This is a genomic window from Methylobacterium sp. NMS14P, from assembly GCF_028583545.1.
GTDB lineage: Bacteria > Pseudomonadota > Alphaproteobacteria > Rhizobiales > Beijerinckiaceae > Methylobacterium.
On record NZ_CP087107.1, the window covers coordinates 473,339 to 492,182 of the forward strand.

Annotated in this window: 18 protein-coding genes and 3 pseudogenes; 10 read left to right on the forward strand and 11 right to left on the reverse strand. The window is 67.7% G+C overall.

Annotated features, from left to right (window positions below; all coding sequences use genetic code 11):
* Positions 1-215 precede the first annotated feature (215 nt).
* From LOK46_RS32045 to LOK46_RS32060, 4 genes are all read right to left on the reverse strand, one after another.
* Complete coding sequence (locus LOK46_RS32045) at positions 216-1,877, reverse strand: SDR family oxidoreductase (RefSeq protein WP_273564916.1); 1,662 nt, start codon at positions 1,875-1,877, stop codon at positions 216-218.
* Positions 1,874-2,593, reverse strand: a complete 720-nt coding sequence (locus LOK46_RS32050; protein WP_273565206.1) for a DUF4166 domain-containing protein — start codon at positions 2,591-2,593, stop codon at positions 1,874-1,876. The genes LOK46_RS32045 and LOK46_RS32050 overlap by 4 nt, the downstream gene beginning before the upstream one ends.
* 57 nt (positions 2,594-2,650) lie before the next feature.
* A complete protein-coding gene (locus tag LOK46_RS32055; protein WP_273564917.1) occupies positions 2,651-3,208 on the reverse strand; it encodes a GbsR/MarR family transcriptional regulator in 558 nt (185 codons plus the stop codon).
* Positions 3,209-3,506: 298 nt separating this feature from the next.
* Positions 3,507-4,127 carry a phosphatase PAP2 family protein gene (locus tag LOK46_RS32060; protein ID WP_273564918.1) on the reverse strand — a complete coding sequence of 207 codons (621 nt, stop codon included), beginning with the start codon at positions 4,125-4,127 and terminating at the stop codon, positions 3,507-3,509.
* A 168-nt stretch (positions 4,128-4,295) separates the two neighbouring features.
* On the opposite strand from LOK46_RS32060, the gene LOK46_RS32065 reads away from it, so the two are divergent.
* From LOK46_RS32065 to LOK46_RS33000, 3 genes and pseudogenes are all read left to right on the forward strand, one after another.
* A complete protein-coding gene (locus LOK46_RS32065; RefSeq protein WP_273564919.1) occupies positions 4,296-5,060 on the forward strand; it encodes a histidine phosphatase family protein in 765 nt (254 codons plus the stop codon).
* On the forward strand, positions 5,057-5,950 hold the full coding sequence (locus tag LOK46_RS32070; protein ID WP_273564920.1) for an NAD(P)H-hydrate dehydratase: 894 nt from the start codon (positions 5,057-5,059) through the stop codon (positions 5,948-5,950). Before LOK46_RS32065 ends, LOK46_RS32070 begins: the two co-directional genes overlap by 4 nt.
* 255 nt (positions 5,951-6,205) lie before the next feature.
* Positions 6,206-6,564, forward strand: a pseudogene (locus tag LOK46_RS33000) (DUF892 family protein); the annotation flags it as partial.
* A 255-nt stretch (positions 6,565-6,819) separates the two neighbouring features.
* Here LOK46_RS33000 and LOK46_RS32080 read toward each other — a convergent pair.
* Together LOK46_RS32080 and LOK46_RS32085 are read right to left on the reverse strand one after the other, a co-directional pair.
* Positions 6,820-7,125 carry a hypothetical protein gene (locus LOK46_RS32080; protein WP_273564921.1) on the reverse strand — a complete coding sequence of 102 codons (306 nt, stop codon included), beginning with the start codon at positions 7,123-7,125 and terminating at the stop codon, positions 6,820-6,822.
* A 235-nt stretch (positions 7,126-7,360) separates the two neighbouring features.
* Positions 7,361-8,860 carry a carbohydrate porin gene (locus tag LOK46_RS32085; protein WP_273565207.1) on the reverse strand — a complete coding sequence of 500 codons (1,500 nt, stop codon included), beginning with the start codon at positions 8,858-8,860 and terminating at the stop codon, positions 7,361-7,363.
* Positions 8,861-9,012: 152 nt separating this feature from the next.
* Here LOK46_RS32085 and LOK46_RS32090 point away from each other — a divergent pair, with 152 nt between their 5' ends.
* Together LOK46_RS32090 and LOK46_RS32095 are read left to right on the forward strand one after the other, a co-directional pair.
* Complete coding sequence (locus tag LOK46_RS32090; RefSeq protein WP_441011882.1) at positions 9,013-9,333, forward strand: PsiF family protein; 321 nt, start codon at positions 9,013-9,015, stop codon at positions 9,331-9,333.
* A gap of 160 nt (positions 9,334-9,493) precedes the next feature.
* Positions 9,494-9,840: pseudogene (locus LOK46_RS32095) on the forward strand ((R)-mandelonitrile lyase).
* A gap of 109 nt (positions 9,841-9,949) precedes the next feature.
* Here the strand turns inward: LOK46_RS32095 and LOK46_RS32100 are convergent.
* Positions 9,950-10,666 carry a LysE family translocator gene (locus tag LOK46_RS32100; RefSeq protein ID WP_273564922.1) on the reverse strand — a complete coding sequence of 239 codons (717 nt, stop codon included), beginning with the start codon at positions 10,664-10,666 and terminating at the stop codon, positions 9,950-9,952.
* A 16-nt stretch (positions 10,667-10,682) separates the two neighbouring features.
* Entirely contained in the window at positions 10,683-10,886 is a 204-nt protein-coding gene (locus LOK46_RS32105) for a hypothetical protein (RefSeq protein WP_273564923.1), read from the reverse strand.
* Between the two features lie 335 nt (positions 10,887-11,221).
* On the opposite strand from LOK46_RS32105, the gene LOK46_RS32110 reads away from it, so the two are divergent.
* Positions 11,222-12,313 carry a helix-turn-helix transcriptional regulator gene (locus tag LOK46_RS32110; protein ID WP_273564924.1) on the forward strand — a complete coding sequence of 364 codons (1,092 nt, stop codon included), beginning with the start codon at positions 11,222-11,224 and terminating at the stop codon, positions 12,311-12,313.
* A 1-nt stretch (position 12,314) separates the two neighbouring features.
* Here the strand turns inward: LOK46_RS32110 and LOK46_RS32115 are convergent, their stop codons facing one another.
* Complete coding sequence (locus LOK46_RS32115; protein WP_273564925.1) at positions 12,315-13,244, reverse strand: PfkB family carbohydrate kinase; 930 nt, start codon at positions 13,242-13,244, stop codon at positions 12,315-12,317.
* A gap of 53 nt (positions 13,245-13,297) precedes the next feature.
* Between LOK46_RS32115 and LOK46_RS32120 the strand changes: the two genes are divergently transcribed.
* Entirely contained in the window at positions 13,298-14,107 is an 810-nt protein-coding gene (locus LOK46_RS32120; RefSeq protein ID WP_273564926.1) for a GntR family transcriptional regulator, read from the forward strand.
* 275 nt (positions 14,108-14,382) lie between these two features.
* Here LOK46_RS32120 and LOK46_RS32125 read toward each other — a convergent pair.
* A pseudogene (locus LOK46_RS32125) lies at positions 14,383-14,830 on the reverse strand (transposase); the annotation flags it as partial.
* 383 nt (positions 14,831-15,213) lie between these two features.
* On the opposite strand from LOK46_RS32125, the gene LOK46_RS32130 reads away from it, so the two are divergent.
* On the forward strand, positions 15,214-16,746 hold the full coding sequence (locus LOK46_RS32130; protein WP_273564927.1) for a diguanylate cyclase domain-containing protein: 1,533 nt from the start codon (positions 15,214-15,216) through the stop codon (positions 16,744-16,746).
* Between the two features lie 172 nt (positions 16,747-16,918).
* Here the strand turns inward: LOK46_RS32130 and LOK46_RS32135 are convergent, their stop codons facing one another.
* On the reverse strand, positions 16,919-17,356 hold the full coding sequence (locus tag LOK46_RS32135; RefSeq protein ID WP_273564928.1) for a winged helix-turn-helix transcriptional regulator: 438 nt from the start codon (positions 17,354-17,356) through the stop codon (positions 16,919-16,921).
* A gap of 100 nt (positions 17,357-17,456) precedes the next feature.
* Here LOK46_RS32135 and LOK46_RS32140 point away from each other — a divergent pair, with 100 nt between their 5' ends.
* Both LOK46_RS32140 and LOK46_RS32145 read left to right on the forward strand, forming a co-directional pair.
* Positions 17,457-18,068, forward strand: a complete 612-nt coding sequence (locus tag LOK46_RS32140) for a glutathione S-transferase family protein (protein ID WP_273564929.1) — start codon at positions 17,457-17,459, stop codon at positions 18,066-18,068.
* Positions 18,069-18,368 (forward strand): hypothetical protein, encoded by a 300-nt coding sequence (locus LOK46_RS32145; RefSeq protein WP_273564930.1) that lies wholly within the window; start codon positions 18,069-18,071, stop codon positions 18,366-18,368.
* The last annotated feature ends 476 nt before the right edge of the window (positions 18,369-18,844 follow it).

Genomic DNA, 18,844 nt, shown 5'->3' on the forward strand with positions numbered 1-18,844 from the left:
ATCATGCTTGGTCTATACAGGCGCGCGATCTCGGGATCGCGATCAGGCCCGACGTGCGTCGAAGGTCTGCGTCCGAACCGTCGGGATCCCGATGCCGCCCGATCGGCTCAAGTCCGATCTGGATTGTCCGCACGCGGATGACGGCCAACGATCCGATTGTTGCCGCGAACATGACGTGCGGCCCGCAGATTGCGGGACGAAGCGCGAGTGTCGGCTCATGACGCGAAGCCGGATCGCTCGGTCGCGCGGTCGTCGGTGCCCAACCAGCCCCCGTAGTGCACCATCAGCCCGACGAGTGGCAGGATGATCGACACGTCGAAGCGGAACAGCTCGGCCTCTTCCCACTCGCGGGCGGAGGCGCGGGGAGCGAAGGCCAGCGGAAGCGGCAGCCGCGCAACCGACCAGCCGCGCAGCACCATGCGCAGCCCATCGCCGTCGCTCGCGAGATCGAACCTGAAGCGGAACAGACCGAACCGCTCGACCACGCAGCCGCGCTCCTCGGAGAACGCGCTCGCGAACCGGCGACCGGAGAACGTCCGCGTCCAGCGTTCGACCCCGTGCCGCTCGCTGAAGCCGACGTGAAGGGTATGTTCGCCCGCGACCGGGAATCCGAGGAGCGCGGCGAGGCCTCGCGCGACGGGGTGACGGCCGCGCGTCACGACGGCGCGACCGTGCGCCCCTGCCTCGCGCAGGACGCCGTGCAGGGCCGCGACGCGCGGGGCGAGTTCGGCAAAGCGCGGACCCATGACGCTCGCGTAGAGCGAATCGGCCCGGACCGACTCCCGCACCTCGTGACGGATCGACAGGCCCGCGAAGCTCGGCTCGAAATCTGCCAGATCGAGCAGGGTCCCGGCGTCGCGCGCGCCGGGGGCGATCGAGCCGGCCAGGATCCGCTCGGCCAGGATCGCCGCCGGTAGCACCGGGATCTCCGGGCCGTGACCCTCGTCCGCGAGCAGGGTCCAGCACCGCTCGACGCGGCGCCCGTCGGCCGAGCCGAACATCCGGACGACCATGCCGGACCGATCCGAGCCCCAGCGCGCGGTCAGCCGCTGCGCCAGGAGGAGCCCGCCCGCGAGCCGCTGCAAGGAGGGGATCCAGCGCCAGCGCACAGGCCAGCTCGCACACCAGAGGCCGATCGTCTGGACCGCGCGGTCGGTCCCGGCCCTGAAGCTGACCGCCGGCCGGCCCGGAAGCCGACCGGGCAGGAATTCGAGGTCCGGGACGTCTGCCAGCGCCAGCCAGCGGCGGCCGAGGGATGAGCCGTCGGACAGGGCGAAGCGCTCGCGCCGCAACTCTTGCCAGCCGACGCCCACCGACCAGCGCTGCCCGCGCCAGAGCCGGATCGGCTTGCCCACGTAGCTCAGGATGGCCGCGGCGACCGACGTCCCGGCGGTCGCGCGGTTCGAGGCGCTGATCGCGATCTCGACCGCGCTGACCGCGTCCATCCCCTGCGCCAAACGCCGGGCGACGGCGCCGGACAGGGCCGGGACGCTCGACGCGCCGGCCAGGATCGCGACGCCGGCCGCTCGCGCGGGGGCGTCGAGCTCGCCGATGCCGGCCACGAACGCGCGGCCGTCCGCGAGATCGAGGTAAGGAATCGCCGCGGCGATGCAGGCCCGGGGCAGGTCGTAGCCGCTGCCCTGAAACGGGCCGGCGGCATCGATCACGAGGTCGGGACGGACGCGTTCCAGTACGGGCGCGACAGCCCCGTTGCGGTCGGCCAGGAGAGGGCGGCACGGAGGATGGGCCGCGCAGAACGCCTCGGCGCGCGCGAGGCGCCGGCCGGCGACGACCACCGCGTGACCGGCGGCCGCGAGGCGGCGCGACAGGCGCGCACCGAAGCCGCCATAGCCGCCGAAGACCAGGATCGTGCTCACGCCACGCCATCCTGCGCTGCCGGCTCAGCGTCCTGGAAGATCGCTTCCTGGCGGATCAGCTGCCCGAACCAGGGGTGGACGATGTCGAGGATGAAGCGGAAGGCGCCCGCCGTCGCGTCCGCGGCGGCATCGGCGTGTGTGACGGTGAGCGTACCGGGGGTGAGCCAGCCCGGCAGGTGCAGGCGGAGCCCGAGGCAATCGATGAAGTAGCGGTGGCTGCGAAACACCAGCGTTCCGTTCGCGACCGCGACGGTCAAGGTCATGCCGACGCCGGCGCCGACGTGCTCCTCGAGGCCGGTGGGGCCGGCGAAGCGCTTGGCCGAGTGGATCACCTGCGGGAAGCCGGAGGCGCGCGCGTACAGCCGCGTCCAGATCTGACCGCCCCCGTCCGGGTCCTCGGTGACGGTGACGACGCCGGCACGGCCGGTCCCGCGTTCCAGGGGGAGAGGGGCACCGACGAGGCGCGTCGCCTGCGCGACGAGCCAGCCGAGGCGGCTGACGCGCATCGCGGCGACGTGGCCGACATAGACCGCGCTCGCGCCCTGCGCGAGGCGCTTACCGAAGCGTCGGCGCACCGCCGGCGACAGGCTCACCCATTCGCGTTCCGGGATCAGCGTCCTGAAGCGCAGGTCGAGGAGGTCGCCCGGTCCGTCGAACGACCGGGCGGGGCGTGTTTCGCGGGACGGCCCCGCATCGGCTCGACGGACGCTTCCCATCGCGGTCACTTGGGCTCCTCGATCGTTCGGGCTGTCCGAGCACGTCCCCTGGGATCGTCACTCGGTCTTGGCCGGCAGGAACTTCACGATCCGGGCGCCCAGCCGGATCAGCTTGGCCAGCGTCCCGCGGGGCACGTTGAGCATCTGGCCGTACCAGCGCTCCATCGACTCGGTGAAGGCGAGCATCGCGTGCAGGCGCCGCTTGGCGACCGCCCCGAGCGCCGGGTCCGCGTCCGCCTCGGCGACGCAGGCGCGCAGGGCCGCGATGGCGGGATCGATCTCCCGCTCCTTGCGGCCGGCGGCGATGCGCGTGACCATCTCCCAGAGGTCGGTCTCGGCGACGAAGTGGTCGCGGCGCTCGCCCATCACCGGCACGCGGCGGATCAGGTTCCAGCCGAGCAACTCGCGCAGCGAGTTCGAGACGTTCGAGCGCGCGATGCCGAGCAGGCCGGCGATATCCTCGGCAGTGAGGGGACGCTCGGAGAGGTAGAGGAGCGCGTGGATCTGCGCGACGGAGCGGTTGACGCCCCACTGGCCGCCCAGGTCGCCCCAGTGCAGCACGAAGCGCTCGACCGCGGCGGGCAGGGGGCGCATTGTGTCTGTTATTTCTGTCATAACAGAAATAACAGACTGGATCGAAGCCGTTGTCAAGCGCACGGGACCCTGGGGAAGCCGGCGATCCGGCTCGGACCGGAGCCGCAGCCTCCGAGGCTCACGACACGATCGGCGCGCGACCGAACGCCCGCCGGTCGCGGCTCATGCGCGGTCGTTGAGCGCCATGCGCGTGTCGGCCAGCTCCGTCACCGTCTCACGACCCTGTCGCGCTTGGCGGACCGCCTCCGCGGCGAGGGCGCGGCCGGGCATTCGGCAGCCATGTCGTCCCGCTCGGGCGGTGTCAGGTCGTCCGCAACTCTCAGCGACGCCAGCGCGGTGACCTTCGGCGGTCGCGCGTCAGGCGGTCGACGGTGAATTCCGCGGCAATGCCGATGACGGCACCCGTCAGCACGTCGGCGGGGAAGTGGGCCCCACGCAGAACCTGTGCCGCGACAACGCCGGCGGCAGCGGCGTAAGCTGGTCCCTTGATCTCCGGATAGGCGCGAGCGGCGGCGCACGCGACGGCGGTGCTCAGGGCGGAATGACCCGATGGGAAGGATTGCCATGGACCGACGCCCGTTCCCGGCCATCCCCGTACGTAGAACCCCTCCTCCATGAGGACGTTCGGGCGGGTCCGATGCACAGTCCGCTTCAAGCTGGTCTTGACGACACCGGCCAGGACACCGGCTTGCAGCATATGCCGTCCCGCTTCCGCCATTCGGCGATCGCGCACCATAAGCCCCAGGACGAGGGTGCCAGCAGACAGCGAGAGCAGGGATTTCCAGCTCCCGATCTCGCTCGCCAGCCCCACAGTTCGAACGAGAGGGTGATCTTTCGCGCGCGCCAGCCCGAGGCCGAGGGCAACATCGGCCGCCTCGAACCGGTTGGCCGTGTCGACAGCTCTGAAGTCGGACCGTCTGTTCGGGGATCGCGCAAGCATGGCCTTAAACGCGCACAATGGGCGTTCGTTCGCACGCGCCTTCCGCTGGGCAAGGTCCTCGCGAACGGCACACTTCACCGAACCCGCGTCCGATCAGGAATGCGCGCTGCGTCCGCGAACTCCCAGGCCAGACGGGAGTTGCCGAACGCAACCAAAGGGCGAAACTCCATGCATCAGCGCTGGCCGAGCCGGTTGTGGATCGTGCGACATGGTGAGAGCGCCGGCAACGTCGCGGCGGATGCCGCGCACGGCGCGAGCCTCGCGCGGATCGACATCGCCGAGCGCGACGTTGATGTTCCCCTCAGCGCGCGCGGTGAGCGCCAAGCCGATACCGTCGGGGCCTGGTTTGCGGATCGGCCGGCCGAGGATCGCCCCGAGGTCGTGCTAACCTCGCCTTACCTTCGTGCTCGGCAGACCTCGGAGCGCATCCGCGCCGCGGGCGGTCTGACAAGCGACACGGCGGACCACTCCGTGGACGAGCGACTGCGCGAAAGGGAACTCGGGATCCTGGACAGGCTGACACGGGCCGGTGTCGAGCAGTTGCATCCCGATCAGGCCGCCATGCGCCGACGCCTCGGCAAGTTCTATCATCGGCCACCCTCCGGCGAGAGCTGGTGCGACGTGATCCTGCGCCTCAGGAGCGCGCTGGACACCATCTCCCTGCACCACGGCGAGCGGCGGGTTCTCATCGTGGCGCATCAGGTCGTCGTCCTCTGCCTGCGCTATCTGATCGAGGATATGACCGAAGCGCAGATCCTGGCGATCGACGCCGAGGGCGACGTCGCAAACTGCTCGGTGACGGAGTACGCCTTTCGCCCGTCCGACCACGGCACCGGCAAGCTCGCGCTGGAGCGCTACAACTTCGTCGCCCCCATCGCCGAAGGCGGCGCGACGGTGACCTCCGAGCCCGACGCGAACGTGGCGGCCCGATGATCCAGCAGATACTCACACCCGGCCTGCTCCGGGAGCGCCCGCTCCCGGTACCCGAGGAAGGCAGCAAAGAGGCGCGCGGCAGCGCGTTCGTCATCGGCGGCTCGGCGTCGGTTCCGGGCGCGGCTCTGCTTGCCGGTGTTGCCGCCCTGCGCGCGGGCGCCGGCAAACTGAAGATCGCCACCGTCCAGAGCGCCGCTACCGGAATGGGGCTGATGGTACCGGAGGCGATGGTTGTCGGATTGCCGGAAGCAGCGGATGGCGGCGTGAATGCGAAGCGGGCATCTGACGACCTGCTGCAGATGGCCGGCGGCTGCGGAGCTGTCCTGATCGGGCCCGGCATGATCGGCGACGAACCCACCACGTCGCTCACGGTCCGGTTGCTCGGCGCGGAGGGATCCTCGTCCTTCGTTCTCGACGCGGCTGCAGTGTGCGGGCTGGCGGCCCGTGCCGAGGAGGTCAAGGCGAGCGGCAAGCGCGCGGTGATCACGCCCCATGCCGGCGAGATGGCGCAGCTTCTGGACCGGAGCCGGGACGAGGTCGAGGTCGACCCCCTCAACGCGGCCCGCGCGGCCGCCGACCTGCTCGGGGCGGTAGTGGTGATGAAGGGGGCCACGACGTGGATCGTGGACCCGCAGGGCGGGCACTGGCTCTACGAGGGAGGCGGCGTCGGCTTGGCGACTTCGGGTTCGGGTGACGTTCTCGCCGGCCTGGTCGTCGGACTCCTTGCCCGCGGGGTCGATCCGGTCACCGCCGCGCTGTGGGGCGTGTTCCTGCACGGTGAGGCTGGCCGGCGCTTGTCCAGCACGATCGGCCCGGTAGGATTTCTCGCCCGAGAGATCTCGGGCGTCGTGCCCGGATTGATGCGCGAGACGATGGGCTCGATGTCCTGAACGGGCCCCGCGGTCATCCGGCGGATCGTTGCGTCCATATGTTCAGCCCATTATTGGTTAATTCCGAACCATTGCTCTGAGGCAACTTTGGCTCAGCGCCGCGTCCGATAGAAAATAGACAAATTTGGAGGGAAAACACGATCGGCGCCTGCCTTCAACTGGTTCCTCAAGGGATTTTGCCCGGTGGCACATGACTTGAGCGGACTTGTGAAGGGGCATCTCTCGACATCGATCCGAATACAGGGCTACCACTGGGAGGATTGTCGCCCCAGCGGCGATGGCCCGACTGCCGATGCTGTGCTGGCGCCCTGTGCGCAGGCCGTCGAGCACTACGAGATTGCCCGCGACGGCACCCTGAAACCTGCGCCACGCAATTCCACCACAAGGATGCGGCTAAGCTTCTCGACGAGACGCTGCAGGAACAGAAGAATAGCGGTCAGTCGCTTCCGGAGAACCGCGGTGAAGGGTGGGGGAGCTACAGGGCGAACGTAAGCGGCCCTGAACACCCTGGCACGGTCCTTCGCGGGCCAGCGTTCCGGAGCGCGACGGGTCGTCGTTCACATGGGCCCGAGATGGGTGCGGACCGATCTCGGTGGCCGTCGCGCAATCTTTGACGTCGAAACCAGTGGCCTTGGAATGGTCGCCGTCATCGAAGCCCGAGTTGGCCAGCGCGGATGCGCGTTCCTCGACGACACCGGCTCGACGGAGCCGTGGTCGCCAGCGGGTGCCGCGTGGTCCGGACACGGCGGCCACATTCATCGGGGCTCATCTCTGGGGGCTCCGGGAGCTGGACGCTTCCGTTACCTGCACGTCCGGCGCGCTGAGCGGCCGATGTTCGCGCAGGGAATGGCACGAGGCGGATCCAGCGCTCAATGCGCCTGCGATCGCTCCGATGCGGCCGACGAGCGCTTCTTCCTTTTGCGCTTGCTCACTTTCAAAACCACGTCCGCGTTGTCCTCCGCAATGCGCTCAGCCAGCGCGAAGTCGTGAAGCTCCGCGGTCGCGCCTTCCGCAGTGGCCGGCGCTTCTGTCACGGCGTGAAACGCGGCGCGAACGATCTCCTTCTTGCTCGCCTCCGGATGTCGTTCACGGATGGCGGACCGGATCGCCTTAGGCTTCATGCCTGGCGCCGCGATCTTCCTGAGCGTGTCTGCGATCTCCCTGATCGATGCCATACCGCTACCTTCACCTCACCCGTTCGGCCGGCTCACAAACCCGTCAGACGATGGGACGTTCCGATGCCACGGCCACACCGGCGGTTCCTGCGCGCGACGCGTCGTTCCCGCGGACGTGAGCTCGCACCGAACCGCCGCGTTCCTCCTCGGACCGGAACGCATCGGGGGACGCCCGCGACGCGGGGCGCCTGTCGTCCGACGCCCTGTGTGAGCGAGCACGCGGGCCGCGTTCACCTCAATAGCGGGTGATGGCACGCAGGCCGAACACCGCGGCGCCGCGCACCCGCTTGCCGTCGGGATCGCGAGGATTGGCGATCCCGCCACCCGGATGGGCGACGTACTGCACCGTCGGCTGCAGGGCGATGCCGGGAGCGAGCACGGCCTGATAGGTCGCTTCGAGCAAGATCTCGGCGCTCCGGCGGGGTGCGGGTGTCATGCTCTGGAGGGCGGCGATCGCATCGAGCCGCCGTGCCGCCGGGGAAATGCGGGTGATGCCGACGGCGAGGCCGAGCGTGTCGTCAGACCGGCCGGGGATCAGGCCGCGATAGGCGATGCCACCGTCGATGTAGAGATCCACGAGATTGCGGTCCCCCGGCGAGGCTGAGGCACGCAGGAAGACGCTGGCGCCGTCGTTGGGATCATCCGGCTCCTGGTAGATCGTCTGGTCGATGAGCCCGTAGATGCCTGAATTGCCCGAGACCCTCCGGTCGAGGCCACTGATCGGATCCGGCGTGAGGGCGTCGACGCGGCCGAAGCGGTGCCAACCTCCCAGCGTGACGGTGCCCGGCCGGCCTTCGGAACCCGGACGGGTGTTGTAGGCGTAGGCGACCTCCGCGATGACAAGCGGTGGGCCGGAGACGGGGAAGCGGATACCGTTCGGATTGCGGCGCTGCGGGTCTATCCCCGAGCGGGGATGGCCACCGCCGGGCGTGCCGTCGATCACGCTCGCCTGGAACGAGAGATCCGGCGTGGGCACGTACTTCAGGCGGACGGTCGGCGCGGAGAGCGGATAGGCCGGCCCTCCATCCACCATGTTCGCGGCGAAGATCTCCGGCCAGCCGAAGGTGCCGTTGGTGAACAGGATGCTGGTCTGGCTGACCATGTACTCGGTGTCGGCGGAGAGCTGGCCGACACGGAGGAACAGCCTGTCGTCGAACAGGCTCTGCTCCAGCCACAGCTCCGAGAGCCGCGACGCCGGCAGGGCTTCGATCTCGCTGACCGTCATGAGGTTGCCGACGCGGGTGCGGGAGGCTCCGCTCCCCTGGATCTGGTAGACGGTGGCGTGGGCCGTGGCTCCCTTCCACCCGGCGACAGTGTCGAGGTCGACATCGACGTCGAGATCGAGCAGCGTCAGACCCGTGGAGCCCCGCCGCAGGCCGCCGCGCAGGTTGCGGTAGGTCTCGGCCACAGTGATCAGGCCGAAGGTGATCCCGCGGCTCTCCAGGAAGGCGCGGTACCCGCCGGGATCGCCGGCAGCCCCGAGCAGGGGCTGGAACGAGGTCGTGACCTCCGCCGCGCGACCGGCCGAGAACACGGGCTGAGCGACCGAGGTCTGCGGATCGCCGCCTGCGCCGGAAGGTGAACCGATGGCGAGGCCCTCCGCGGCGACCCGCGCGGCCGTCGCCAGCGGATCCGCGGCCGGCTCGGCCGTAGCGGGGCTGACCGGTGCGGTGAGAACGAGCGCGATGCCGGCGATTGCGCAGATGACAGAGCGCACAAGGACCTCAGGAGACATCGGGCTCGTCGAACGAAGGCATAGCCCCGTGACCATTCGACGACGGCGGTGACGAGTCCTCGCCGCGAATTGATGGGACAGACTCGGCGCTGGTTCTGGCTGGTGCAACCGCAAGTCGCTACGTTCGGCTGCATCACTGGAGGTCCTCCACCGTGCGTACGCTCGCTCTCGCCTCGGCCCTCGTCCTCGCCTGCACGGTGTCCGTCCGAGCTCAAGCCCCCGCACCCTCGGCGGCTCAGACCGCTCAGCGGGATCGGATGAAATCCTGCAACGTGGACGCTGGGACGCAACGGCTGTCGGGCGCCGCTCGCAAGAGCTTCATGGCGGATTGCCTCGCGGGAAAGAGCGCCGCGCCGGCCAAGGAGCTGACGCCGCAACAGGCGAAGATGAAGAACTGCAACGCAGATGCGTCGGCCAAGAGCCTCAAGGGTACCGAACGCAAAGCGTTCATGAGCACGTGCCTCAAAGGTTAGTCGCCTGCGGCCACACCGCTTCCGCGTTCGGCGTCTGAACGATGTCAGGGCTGCGTGAGACGGCCGCTTTTCGAGATGCCGACATCCACGCAGAACGTCTCCTTGACCCTGAACTAACTTTGAACTCGGACCCCCGCACAGGGGCAGGTCAGGCAACCCGGTGAGCTTCTCCGGGTCCGTACGCGTCGATCGACTGTTCTCCTCGACCGAGAGCACCCGCGCGGCGGGTGCCCTGGTCACCTTCGAGCCGGGCGCTCGCACGGCCTGGCACACGCACCCGCTCGACCAGTCCCTGATTGTCACCGCCGGCGTCGGCTGGGTTCAGGAACGCGGCGGCCAGAAGCGGGAGATCCGTCCCGGCGAGTGGTGTGGATCCCGCCGAGCGTCGAGCACTGGCACAACGCGACCGCGACCGACGGCATGAGCCACATCGCCATCCAGGAGGCCGTCGATGGCAAGGTGGTCGATTGGCTCGAACGGGTCGAGTACGGGCAGTACCGGGACTGATGCCTGTCCAGCCTCAGCCGGTCGGGCAGACCAGTTACCCGGCCAGCTCGATCTCGCCGTCAACGCGCCGTGGCGAGTTCAGGCACGAGGTGGTTGATCACGCTGCAGTTCACCGGCGTCCAGACGTCCGATGTCTCCCGGCAGGCGAACCCGGCGCTCGGCCGTCCGCACCTGACACTCCGCTCATGCTCGCGCTGTTCGAACGGTCTGCCGCGGCGCCATCCAGTCCCCGAACGAGCAAGCTCAACGCCAGAAGGACGAGAAGAACGCCGGCGGCCTTGTTCATCTGGTTTAGAACCTGGCTGGTCACACAGCGCCGGAACAGGGACACTGCGGTGTTGAGCACCACCCACCAGCCGAACGAGCCGAAGAAGACGCCAGCCGCCAGAACCGGGAATGGTGCGGTCCCGCGCTCGAGGAATGCCGGCATCGCGGCCAGGAACAGCACGGGGGTGACTGGATTCGCCACGGCCAGCACGACCGCACTTCCGTAGCTCACCGCCAGGGTGTCGCGGCACTCACTGCGCTCATGCAGCACCGAGACGCTGATAAGCACCCGGACCGCGAGGGCGAGTAGCACTGCCCCTGAGATCAGGGAGAGCACGGCTCCGTTCGACCACACCTCCGCTAGGTCCGCGCCCCAGCGCATTATGAGACTTCCGTATGTCAGATGCACGGTGGCGACACCGAGCCCGGTAGCGAGGCCGGTAGATAAGCCCCCTGACAGTGTTCGCTGAACGCAGAGTAAGCTCGTCGGCCCGATCGGCGCGGCGATGGACAGACCAAGACTCGCGCCGGTGAGCAGAGCCGTGGCGATGACGTTCATGACACCGAGACTTCACCTAGTCGTCTTCCGCGCGTTCGAGGGGCGAGGCAGCCGCCCGGGACCCCGCCGCCGCCTTGTCGGTGCCCGGGCACCCAATGTGATCGCGCTCCACGGCCGAAGAAGCTTGGGCACACGCGATGTCCGGCATGTCGTTCAGCTCGTCGGCCCGGGCACCCGTGCAGAACAAGACGACCACGACGGTGGTGACGATTGTTTTCATGGCTGTTCCTCCCTTGCGTTGACACACTAGGGATAGCTGGAACCCTATCATCCTCTGTTCGGCGGATGGCGCCGCCGGCGCTGCGCCAAGCTCGCCGCCTGCGTCCCAGCCGAGCGAGAAAGCACAGTGGCTCCAAGTGTTTACGCCGCGGCGCCGTTGATCCGGGAGGCTCTGTCGTCGCCGCGTCTCCGGGGCTCTAGAACGGTGAATCCGTCGGAAACGCCCCCGGCGCGCCGTCCCTCGCAGACGGCATCATCTGTTTGAAGGATGCAGGTGTCGGTTTTGGACTGATATTGGTCTTATCGCGGTCAGAAAAATCGTCGCGGGACGTGCCAATGCGGGAAGCGCTTATCGACCGGATTTACGAGGCTGCGGGCACGCCGGAACTCTGGCCTGACGTCCTCCAGTCAATCGGCGATATGGCAAACTCGGACGGCGCTGTGCTTACGGTGCTGCCCCCCGCTGGGATGTCCCGCTGGATTGCCTCATCGGCCCTGGCGCAGCGCCTCAGTCTTCATAGCGGCCCGACCGCCGGACGCAGCAGCGGTCGCATGGCGCCATGGCGCACCGACGCCCATACGGGTTTCGTGCGCGACGTCGACCTCGTGCCGGCCTCCTACGAGGGCTGGACCCGCGAAGGCGACAGGCCGTTCTGGCAGGTGGGCACAACGATCCCCCTCTCGACAGGCGACATCGCGATCGTCACCGCCGAACGGCGGGCTCAAACCGGCCCCCATGAGGCCTCCGTCCTACCCGGACTCGACGCCTTGCGGCCCCACCTCGTGCGTGCTTGCCAACTCAGCGCCCAGTTCAGCTGCGAGCGCGGCCGCGTCACGACCACGACGCTCAGCCAGATCGGGCTCCCCGCCGCCGTTCTGTCGGCTTCGGGTCGGGTGCTGACCATGAATGCCCGTCTGCAGGAGCGGGAGGAGATCCTGCCCGCGGGCCAGCACGGCGGCCAGTTATTCAAGAGCCTGATCAACAGCAAGCTGTTGCAGGACGCGATCGGCAACGTCGTTGGCGGCCGGTGCGCGGCGCAGACAATGCCGGTGCGCAGCTATTCTGATCACCGTCCTCAGATCGCTCATATCATGCGCCTGAAGCAGCGCCCCGGCGACGTCTTCGGTGCCTCGGCGGTGCTCCTCGTTCTCGTGCATGTCGGCGCGCGGGCAGTTCCAGACGACGGCCTGCTGAACATGCTGTTCGACCTGACCCCGGCGGAGGCGCGGTTGCTCCAGGCGCTCGCCGGAGGCTTACGTCTGCAGAGCTACGCCGAGAGCGTTGGCGTCCAGACAAGCACCGTCCGCACCCAACTCAACTCGATCTTCAACAAGACCGGGACGAAGCGGCAGGCCGAATTGCTGAGTATCGTCACGTCGCTCGCGCTCTTCAGTGGGCAGACGACGAAGTGCCTCGGTGCGGCGTGAGTCACATTTCGACGTCGTTGAGGAAGGCGGCCAACACCTGCGCGGTTGGAAAGGCTTCGAAGGCCCCGAACTGGCAGGCCGTCAGCGCACCGCAGGCCGCAGCCTGCCGCAGGGTCGCGTCGAGGGGCTCTCCTGCGAGTAGGCCCGCGATCAGCCCGGCCGTGAAAGCGTCCCCTGCGCCGACCGTATCGACCGCCGTGACCACGAAGGCCGGCTGGCGTAGGGGGGGCAGTCCAGCCCGGAACGCCATCGCGCCACGCTCTCCCAGGGTCACCACCAGCAGTTTGAGGCCGCCGGAGAGCAGGGCGGCAATGGCCGGCGTCGCGGCCGTGGCGTCAGAGATGGCGTCGGGGGCTCCGAGGCCGAGGCCGGCGGCCTCGACCGCATTGACGACAAGGATCGCGGTATCGGCCAGGATTGCCGGGTCGATGGGGCGCATCGGGGACGGATTCAGCAGAGTGGGGATGCCCGACATCCGAGCGAGAGCGAAGGCCGCTCGGATGGAGACGTCCGGCGATTCGAACGTCGCCGCCACGAGGTCCGCTCGCCCGAGACGGGCGGCGACGGCTCGGACGTCCTCCGCACCGAGGGCGAGGTTGGCCCCGAGGCAGACCGCTAGACAGTTCTCGCCGGCGGAGTCGACGAACGCGACGCCGGCGCCCGTCGAGCCGGCATGCGGCACCAGCATATCCTCGGAGAATCCGACCTGCGCGAAGGTGGCGCGGACCATGGGGGAGAACACGTCCGTGCCGACGGCGAAAAGTCCGTCCACCGTGATGCCGAGCTGGTGCGTAGCGAGCGCGAGGTTGAAGCCCTTGCCGCCAGGTTCGGCCAGGAAGGCCAAGCCATCGAGGGACTCGCCCGCCTGCGGCAGCCGCGCGACCTTGACCGAGCAGGCAATCACAAAGCTTCCAATGACGAAGAGGCGCATGGAGCGCTCCGAACCTGTACAATGTAAGCATCTGTACCGGAGGTCGATCGGACGTGCGCCCCAAAAATCGGACGATAAAGGGTGTGGTTGAGGCGGACCTCGTGGAAGGCGAGCGTCCCTCGGTGCTCTCTCTCCTCCGCCTGCGCGCCGACACGGCGATGCCGCTGTACCGGCAGATCGAGGGCCAGCTACGCGAACTCATCCTGTCGGGCTCGCTGCCACCGGGCGTCACTTTGCCGGCCGAGCGCCAACTCGCCGACGGCCTCGGAGTCAGCCGCGTCACGGTCCAACGCGCCTATGCTGAGCTCAGCGACAACGAGCTGCTCGTACCGCGCGGGCGCTACGGCTTCCTCGTGCGCCGTCCCCCCGAGCCCGTGCGCCCGGGTATGGACCGGCTGAAGGGCTTCACGGAGGAGATGCGGGAGCTGGGGAAGATCCCATCCTCGCGCATCCTCGATCGGGCGGTCACCGAGGACCGCTCGATCGCATCGATCTTCGGCCTGCCCTCGACGGCCCCGTTCCTGCGTCTGACGCGTGTTCGCTCCGGCGACGGTGTGCCGATGTCGCGCGAGGTCGCCTGGTACAACATCCGCGCCGTGCCCGCCCTCGAGACCGGCGACCTCTCCGGTTCCGTCTACGCCTTCCTGAACGAGCACCCGGGCGGCCGTCTTGTGCGCTGCGAGCAGACGGTGGAGGCGACCATGCCGACGGCGGACGAGTGCGAGACCTTTGCCTTCGAGCAGCCCCTCCCGTGCCTGCTGATCAAGCGCCACAGCTACAACCAGGACTCGGTGATGATCGAGTACGTGGAAGGCCTGTTCCGAGGCGATGCCTATCGCTATCGGCTCAATCTGCGGGCGTAGTATCCCTGACTCACCGGACTGGTCCAAGCTGAGCGCGAGTTTTCGGGCGCCCTGAACCCTCTAGGAGCGTGGATGGCTCGCGCGTTGCAAGTGGCGAATCGAGCTTCTGACGCGTTGGCCGTGTGCAGTCTTGTGTCCGGCCTGTTGATACAGTCGTTCACGTTGAGTGCCGGCCCTGATGATATCCGCGAACTGGGTTCCCACTCTGCTTTGCGGGCTATGACGCCCTGGACGTTCGGCGGGATGTCCCAGCTCCCGGTCTGTCCGGTTCGCCATCAACTCTCATCGTCCTCGCAACGTGAAAAAGTCTCCTCTGCGCGCTGTCGGGCGGCCGTAGCCGCTGGTGCGCGGTAGGCGCCGCCGCGGGTCATGATCGCCCAGGCGACCCGCGCCGTGCGATCGGCCGCCGCGACAGTCACCGCGCGCACCGGCTCGCGCTGCAGCAGCGCCGGCAGCCGCGGGTCGACCGAGGTCAGCATTGCCTTCGCGCCGGATCAGGGAGGTCATGCCGACTACGAGCAGGCGGCGCAGGGAGCGGTCGCCCATGCGCGAGATCCGACCCAGTCGCTCCTTGCCGCCGCTGCAGTTCTGCAGAGGTGTCAGGCCCGGCAGGGCCGCGAACTGCCGACCGGAGCGGAAGCGCTCGGGCTCGCTCACCGAGGCGGCCAGCGCCGTCGCCGAGACGATGCCGACACCGGGGATCGTCGCCAAGCATCGCGGCAGCTTGGCGAAGAACGGCACGACCTGCGCCCGCCTCGAGGCTCTGCGAGCGACGACATTCCCAACTGCATCGACGGCATGAACTCGGAAGACGCTCTTGGCCAGATCGATGCCGGCGGTAGTGATCTCCATGGGAGTGGCTCCTGCATCTGCATGGCCGCTTCTTCGACAGCGACCACATCTCGGCACTCAGATGCCCTCAGTTGGAGCGGGAGCCATCCACCCCATCTGCTTCGGTTCAGGAGGCTGTCAGCCCGTTCTACGAGGGAGACGCCCCCTTCGTACAAGCCGGACTGTGGCGGTCCCACTGGTCCGCCCGGGCCTCGTGAAAGGTTGAGTTGCCTTACGCTCGATTAAACCTTCTTGTTGTACCGCAGGACAGCCTCATGGCGTCAACGAGGTCGATTGTGCTGCAGGGGAACACGTCGAACGCGCAGCGCGAGGCGCTTCGCCAACAGGCGCTGACCGAGATTGCTCTCCTCGACACGCCGCCAGAGCGAGAGTTCGACGCGCTCGCCCAGCTCGCACAGCGCATGCTCGGTACAGGCATGTCGTCGATCACTCTGATCGACCCGGAACGCCAGTGGTTCAAGGCGCGGTGCGGCCCTTTGGCAGCCGAGACTCCGCGTGCGCAGGCCTTTTGCCCCGTCGTGTTCGAGACCGAAGAGCCGCTCACCGTGGCGGACGCGAGACTCGACCCCCGGTTCGCCGCGAGTCCTTTTGTCACGAGCGCTCCGAAGATCCGCTACTACGCCGGTGTGCCAGTTCGCGTCCGGCGCTCCGATGGCGACGCGATCACGATCGGTACGCTCTGCGTCCTCGACGAGCAGCCCCGCGAGCCGACGTCTACCGACCTCGAGGTGCTCGCCGAGTTGGCCTGCATCGCGGAGGCCCTGATCGAGGCTCGTGCCGTGGCCCTACGCGCTGCTGAAGCGGCCGAGGAGCGCCGTCTGGCCGTGGACGGCTTGGAGCGCGAACGCCGGCAGTTCAAGCAGGCGGAGCGCATGGCCGACATGGGATCGTACCGCTACGATATCGAGAAGCAGACAACCTCATGGTCGGACGGCGTGTTCGCCATTCATGAACTGCCGGTCAGCAGCGGTGTGCCGACTGGCGAGATCATGAACTTCTTTCCGGAGACCGATCGTGCCCTGTTCCGCGCGGCCGTCGGGCGCGTGCTGGATACGGGCGAGCCGTTCGAGATGGACGCCGACTTCGTGACAGCCAAGGGCAATGCCCGTCGCGTGCGATGCTCCTGCGAGATCGAGCTGGTCAAAGGCAGGCCCGTCGCCCTCATCGGCCTGATCCAGGATATCACCGAGCGGCACGGCTTAGAGAAGCGTCTCCGCCATCAGGCCCGCACCGATGACCTGACACAACTGGCCAATAGGGCCGAGTTTCATCGTGTCCTCGACGGACGGCTGCGTGAGGCGCGCTCTTCGGACGTCGACGTGGCTGTCCTCGTGATCGACCTCGACGGCTTCAAGAGCGTGAACGATCGCCTCGGGCATGCTACCGGCGACGACGTTCTGCGCCGCGTGGCCGAGCGGTTGCGTGCACCTTGCTACGCCGGCTGCTTTCCGGCGCGGCTGGGTGGCGACGAGTTCGCGATCCTGGCACCTGCCGCGTGCGACAGGGCGCACCTGACTGCGATGGTGCAGCGTCTCTTGCACGACCTCGAGATCGTCGTGGACGGCCAGGGTCAGATCGCGCGGGTGACGGGAACGATCGGCCTCGCGTGGTCGCGAGAGGCTGGACAAGATCGAGACTTGCTCCTGCGCCACGCTGATGCGGCACTCTACGCCGCGAAGCGTAGGCAGAAGGGAACGGCTCAAGCCTACTCGACCGATCCGGATCAGCGTGCCGCGCAGATTCACGGCGCGTCCGCTCTCGAGCTGGCCCCCAACCGACGCCTATGACTTCGGTGGGTCGGTGTCGGACTGGCCGCTCGGGGTGGATCTTAGCCGACCCGCTTTCGGGCAGCGACGCGTGGAATGGGCAAGGTTCCCGTGCTCGCTTCCAACCCTTCGCAAGAGCTCAGAATGTCCGGCCACATGCTTCCCGGCCGAGCACGCTTGACGAGCCTATGAGCTATAACATCTCCTTTGGTGCAGCCTGGTGCTCCAAACCTTGAGCTTTGTCGAAGGACCGACGGGCGTCGACGATCAAGGGCCAATGCTCCCGTATCCAACCTGTAAAGCCTTCCAAAGCCGGTAGCAGGCTCGTGCCCATGGGCGTCAGTTCATACTCGACGCGCGGCGGGACCTCGGGGAAGTAGTGCCGCACGAGAAGGCCGTCTCTTTCCATGTTCCGGAGGGTCACGGTCAGCATGCGCTGCGTGATGCCCTCGATGCCATTCTTGATGGCCGAGAAGCGCAGCCGATGGCCGGGAACGATGCTCAGCAGCAACAGCGTCAGGATCGTCCACTTGTCACCCATCCGAGACAGTACGTCGTGCGGTGCGCAGGGTTTCAGTCGTGGACCTTGCTCTGTCTCCTCATAGTCGCGGCCGTACAGCGTCTTGGCCATGGGTACCCTCCGTGTGCCTGACGCACACCTGCGTGCCGTCTTTCGCGAAAACCTTAGCGGTATACATGGGTAACCATTGCGCTGCGAGATGGTCGGAAGAATGCTGCTGTACCAGTTCCGAAAGGGCACGAACCCGCGCCGGGTCATCATCTACTTGGCGGAGAAGGGGATCGATGTCCCGCGCTACGAGCTCGATTACGAGAATGACGAGCATCGCTCGCCGAGTTACCTGAACGTCAATCCATCCGGCCGGGCGCCGACCCTGGTGACCGACAGCGGCCTTGCGATCACGGACTCCGCTGCCATCGTCGAGTACCTGGAAGAGTGCCACCCGGACAGGCCGATGATTGGCACGGACCGAGCGTCGCGCGCGCGGGTCCGCTCTCTGGAGCGGCTCGGAAGCGACTTGGTCGCCCGTGGCCAGCTCTGGCTCTGGAACCGGACGGCCGCGTTTCCCGCGAAGGAGCCGAACCCCTCAAATGAGACCGCCGATCGGGCGCATCGCTACGTGTCGGAGCTGCTCGACGTTCTGGAGCGAGAGATCGAAGAGAACCAATTCCTGGCCGGAGACCGACCAACCGTGGCGGACTGCACCGCCTTCACGATCTTCCAGACAGCGCGCGAACGGTTCGACCTTCCTTTCGGTCAAGGGCATCCGCGACTGGACGCCTGGTATAAGCGCTTCCGGGCCCGGCCGAGCGCGGATTACTGAGTGGAAGCCGACATGCCGCGCTCCTTCAAGGCGAGCCGCCTGACCTTCTGCATGCTGGTCTTCGCTGCCGTCTATCCGATCGTGACCGGATTGGCCTACCTGACACAGGCCGCCGCCCGCGACTGGGAGATCTGGCAGCGACACCTAGTCGTCGTTCCAATCATCGTGTGCGCGATGGTGTTCGTCATCATCCCGAACATCCAACGCCTGCTCGCTCACCTGTCCGAGCCCGCAAACCCGCCTTGCGCGCGCAGTCGCGAGGAGAACCGGGGAGGAACAGACGGCGGAGACGGCCCATGAGGAAGACTGCATGGGCCGACTTCCCGTTTGGGGCAGAGATCCAGTTCATCCCGCGAGAGACGTGAGCAGCCGGAACTGCCTGTTGCAGCATATCCGTTACCGGGAAGCTCTTGTGTCATCGAAGGCGTCCGAGTTGGGTCGATAGGGGCCGTCCGCTTTTCCGGGCGACCTTCTCCGAAGCGGACCGGCGGCTCTCGGCCAGACTGCGTCACGCCGGATCGTCAGCACACGCAGGACCAGACATTCGGCTTGGCGCCCATCACGACCATTCGGCGATCAACGCCGGTATCCCGGAAGCGGATCTGGTCTCACGTTGGATACTGCGCTTCAGATGTGCGTGCAGCATCGTAAGACCCCGTCGTGCGGAGGCGTGCGGCCGGGAGAGTCTGCGGCTATCCGTTCGGAGAACAGCTTCAGGCCAGCGGGCGCGGCTCGGTGCTCGGTTCCGATCCCGCAAGAGGCGGCCGGGACTTTTG

Excerpts from the sequence above, each read along its gene's own strand:
- LOK46_RS32080 (WP_273564921.1), bottom strand. The coding sequence starts at position 7,125 with ATGGCATCGATCAGGGAGATCGCAGACACGCTCAGGAAGATCGCGGCG.
- LOK46_RS32055 (WP_273564917.1), bottom strand. The coding sequence starts at position 3,208 with ATGACAGAAATAACAGACACAATGCGCCCCCTGCCCGCCGCGGTCGAG.
- LOK46_RS32060 (WP_273564918.1), bottom strand. The coding sequence starts at position 4,127 with ATGCTTGCGCGATCCCCGAACAGACGGTCCGACTTCAGAGCTGTCGAC.
- LOK46_RS32085 (WP_273565207.1), bottom strand. The coding sequence starts at position 8,860 with ATGTCTCCTGAGGTCCTTGTGCGCTCTGTCATCTGCGCAATCGCCGGC.
- LOK46_RS32130 (WP_273564927.1), top strand. The coding sequence starts at position 15,214 with ATGGCGTCAACGAGGTCGATTGTGCTGCAGGGGAACACGTCGAACGCG.
- LOK46_RS32110 (WP_273564924.1), top strand. The coding sequence starts at position 11,222 with ATGCGGGAAGCGCTTATCGACCGGATTTACGAGGCTGCGGGCACGCCG.
- LOK46_RS32135 (WP_273564928.1), bottom strand. The coding sequence starts at position 17,356 with ATGGCCAAGACGCTGTACGGCCGCGACTATGAGGAGACAGAGCAAGGT.
- LOK46_RS32105 (WP_273564923.1), bottom strand. The coding sequence starts at position 10,886 with ATGAAAACAATCGTCACCACCGTCGTGGTCGTCTTGTTCTGCACGGGT.
- LOK46_RS32115 (WP_273564925.1), bottom strand. The coding sequence starts at position 13,244 with ATGCGCCTCTTCGTCATTGGAAGCTTTGTGATTGCCTGCTCGGTCAAG.
- LOK46_RS32070 (WP_273564920.1), top strand. The coding sequence starts at position 5,057 with ATGATCCAGCAGATACTCACACCCGGCCTGCTCCGGGAGCGCCCGCTC.
- LOK46_RS32065 (WP_273564919.1), top strand. The coding sequence starts at position 4,296 with ATGCATCAGCGCTGGCCGAGCCGGTTGTGGATCGTGCGACATGGTGAG.
- LOK46_RS32140 (WP_273564929.1), top strand. The coding sequence starts at position 17,457 with ATGCTGCTGTACCAGTTCCGAAAGGGCACGAACCCGCGCCGGGTCATC.
- LOK46_RS32100 (WP_273564922.1), bottom strand. The coding sequence starts at position 10,666 with ATGAACGTCATCGCCACGGCTCTGCTCACCGGCGCGAGTCTTGGTCTG.
- LOK46_RS32050 (WP_273565206.1), bottom strand. The coding sequence starts at position 2,593 with ATGGGAAGCGTCCGTCGAGCCGATGCGGGGCCGTCCCGCGAAACACGC.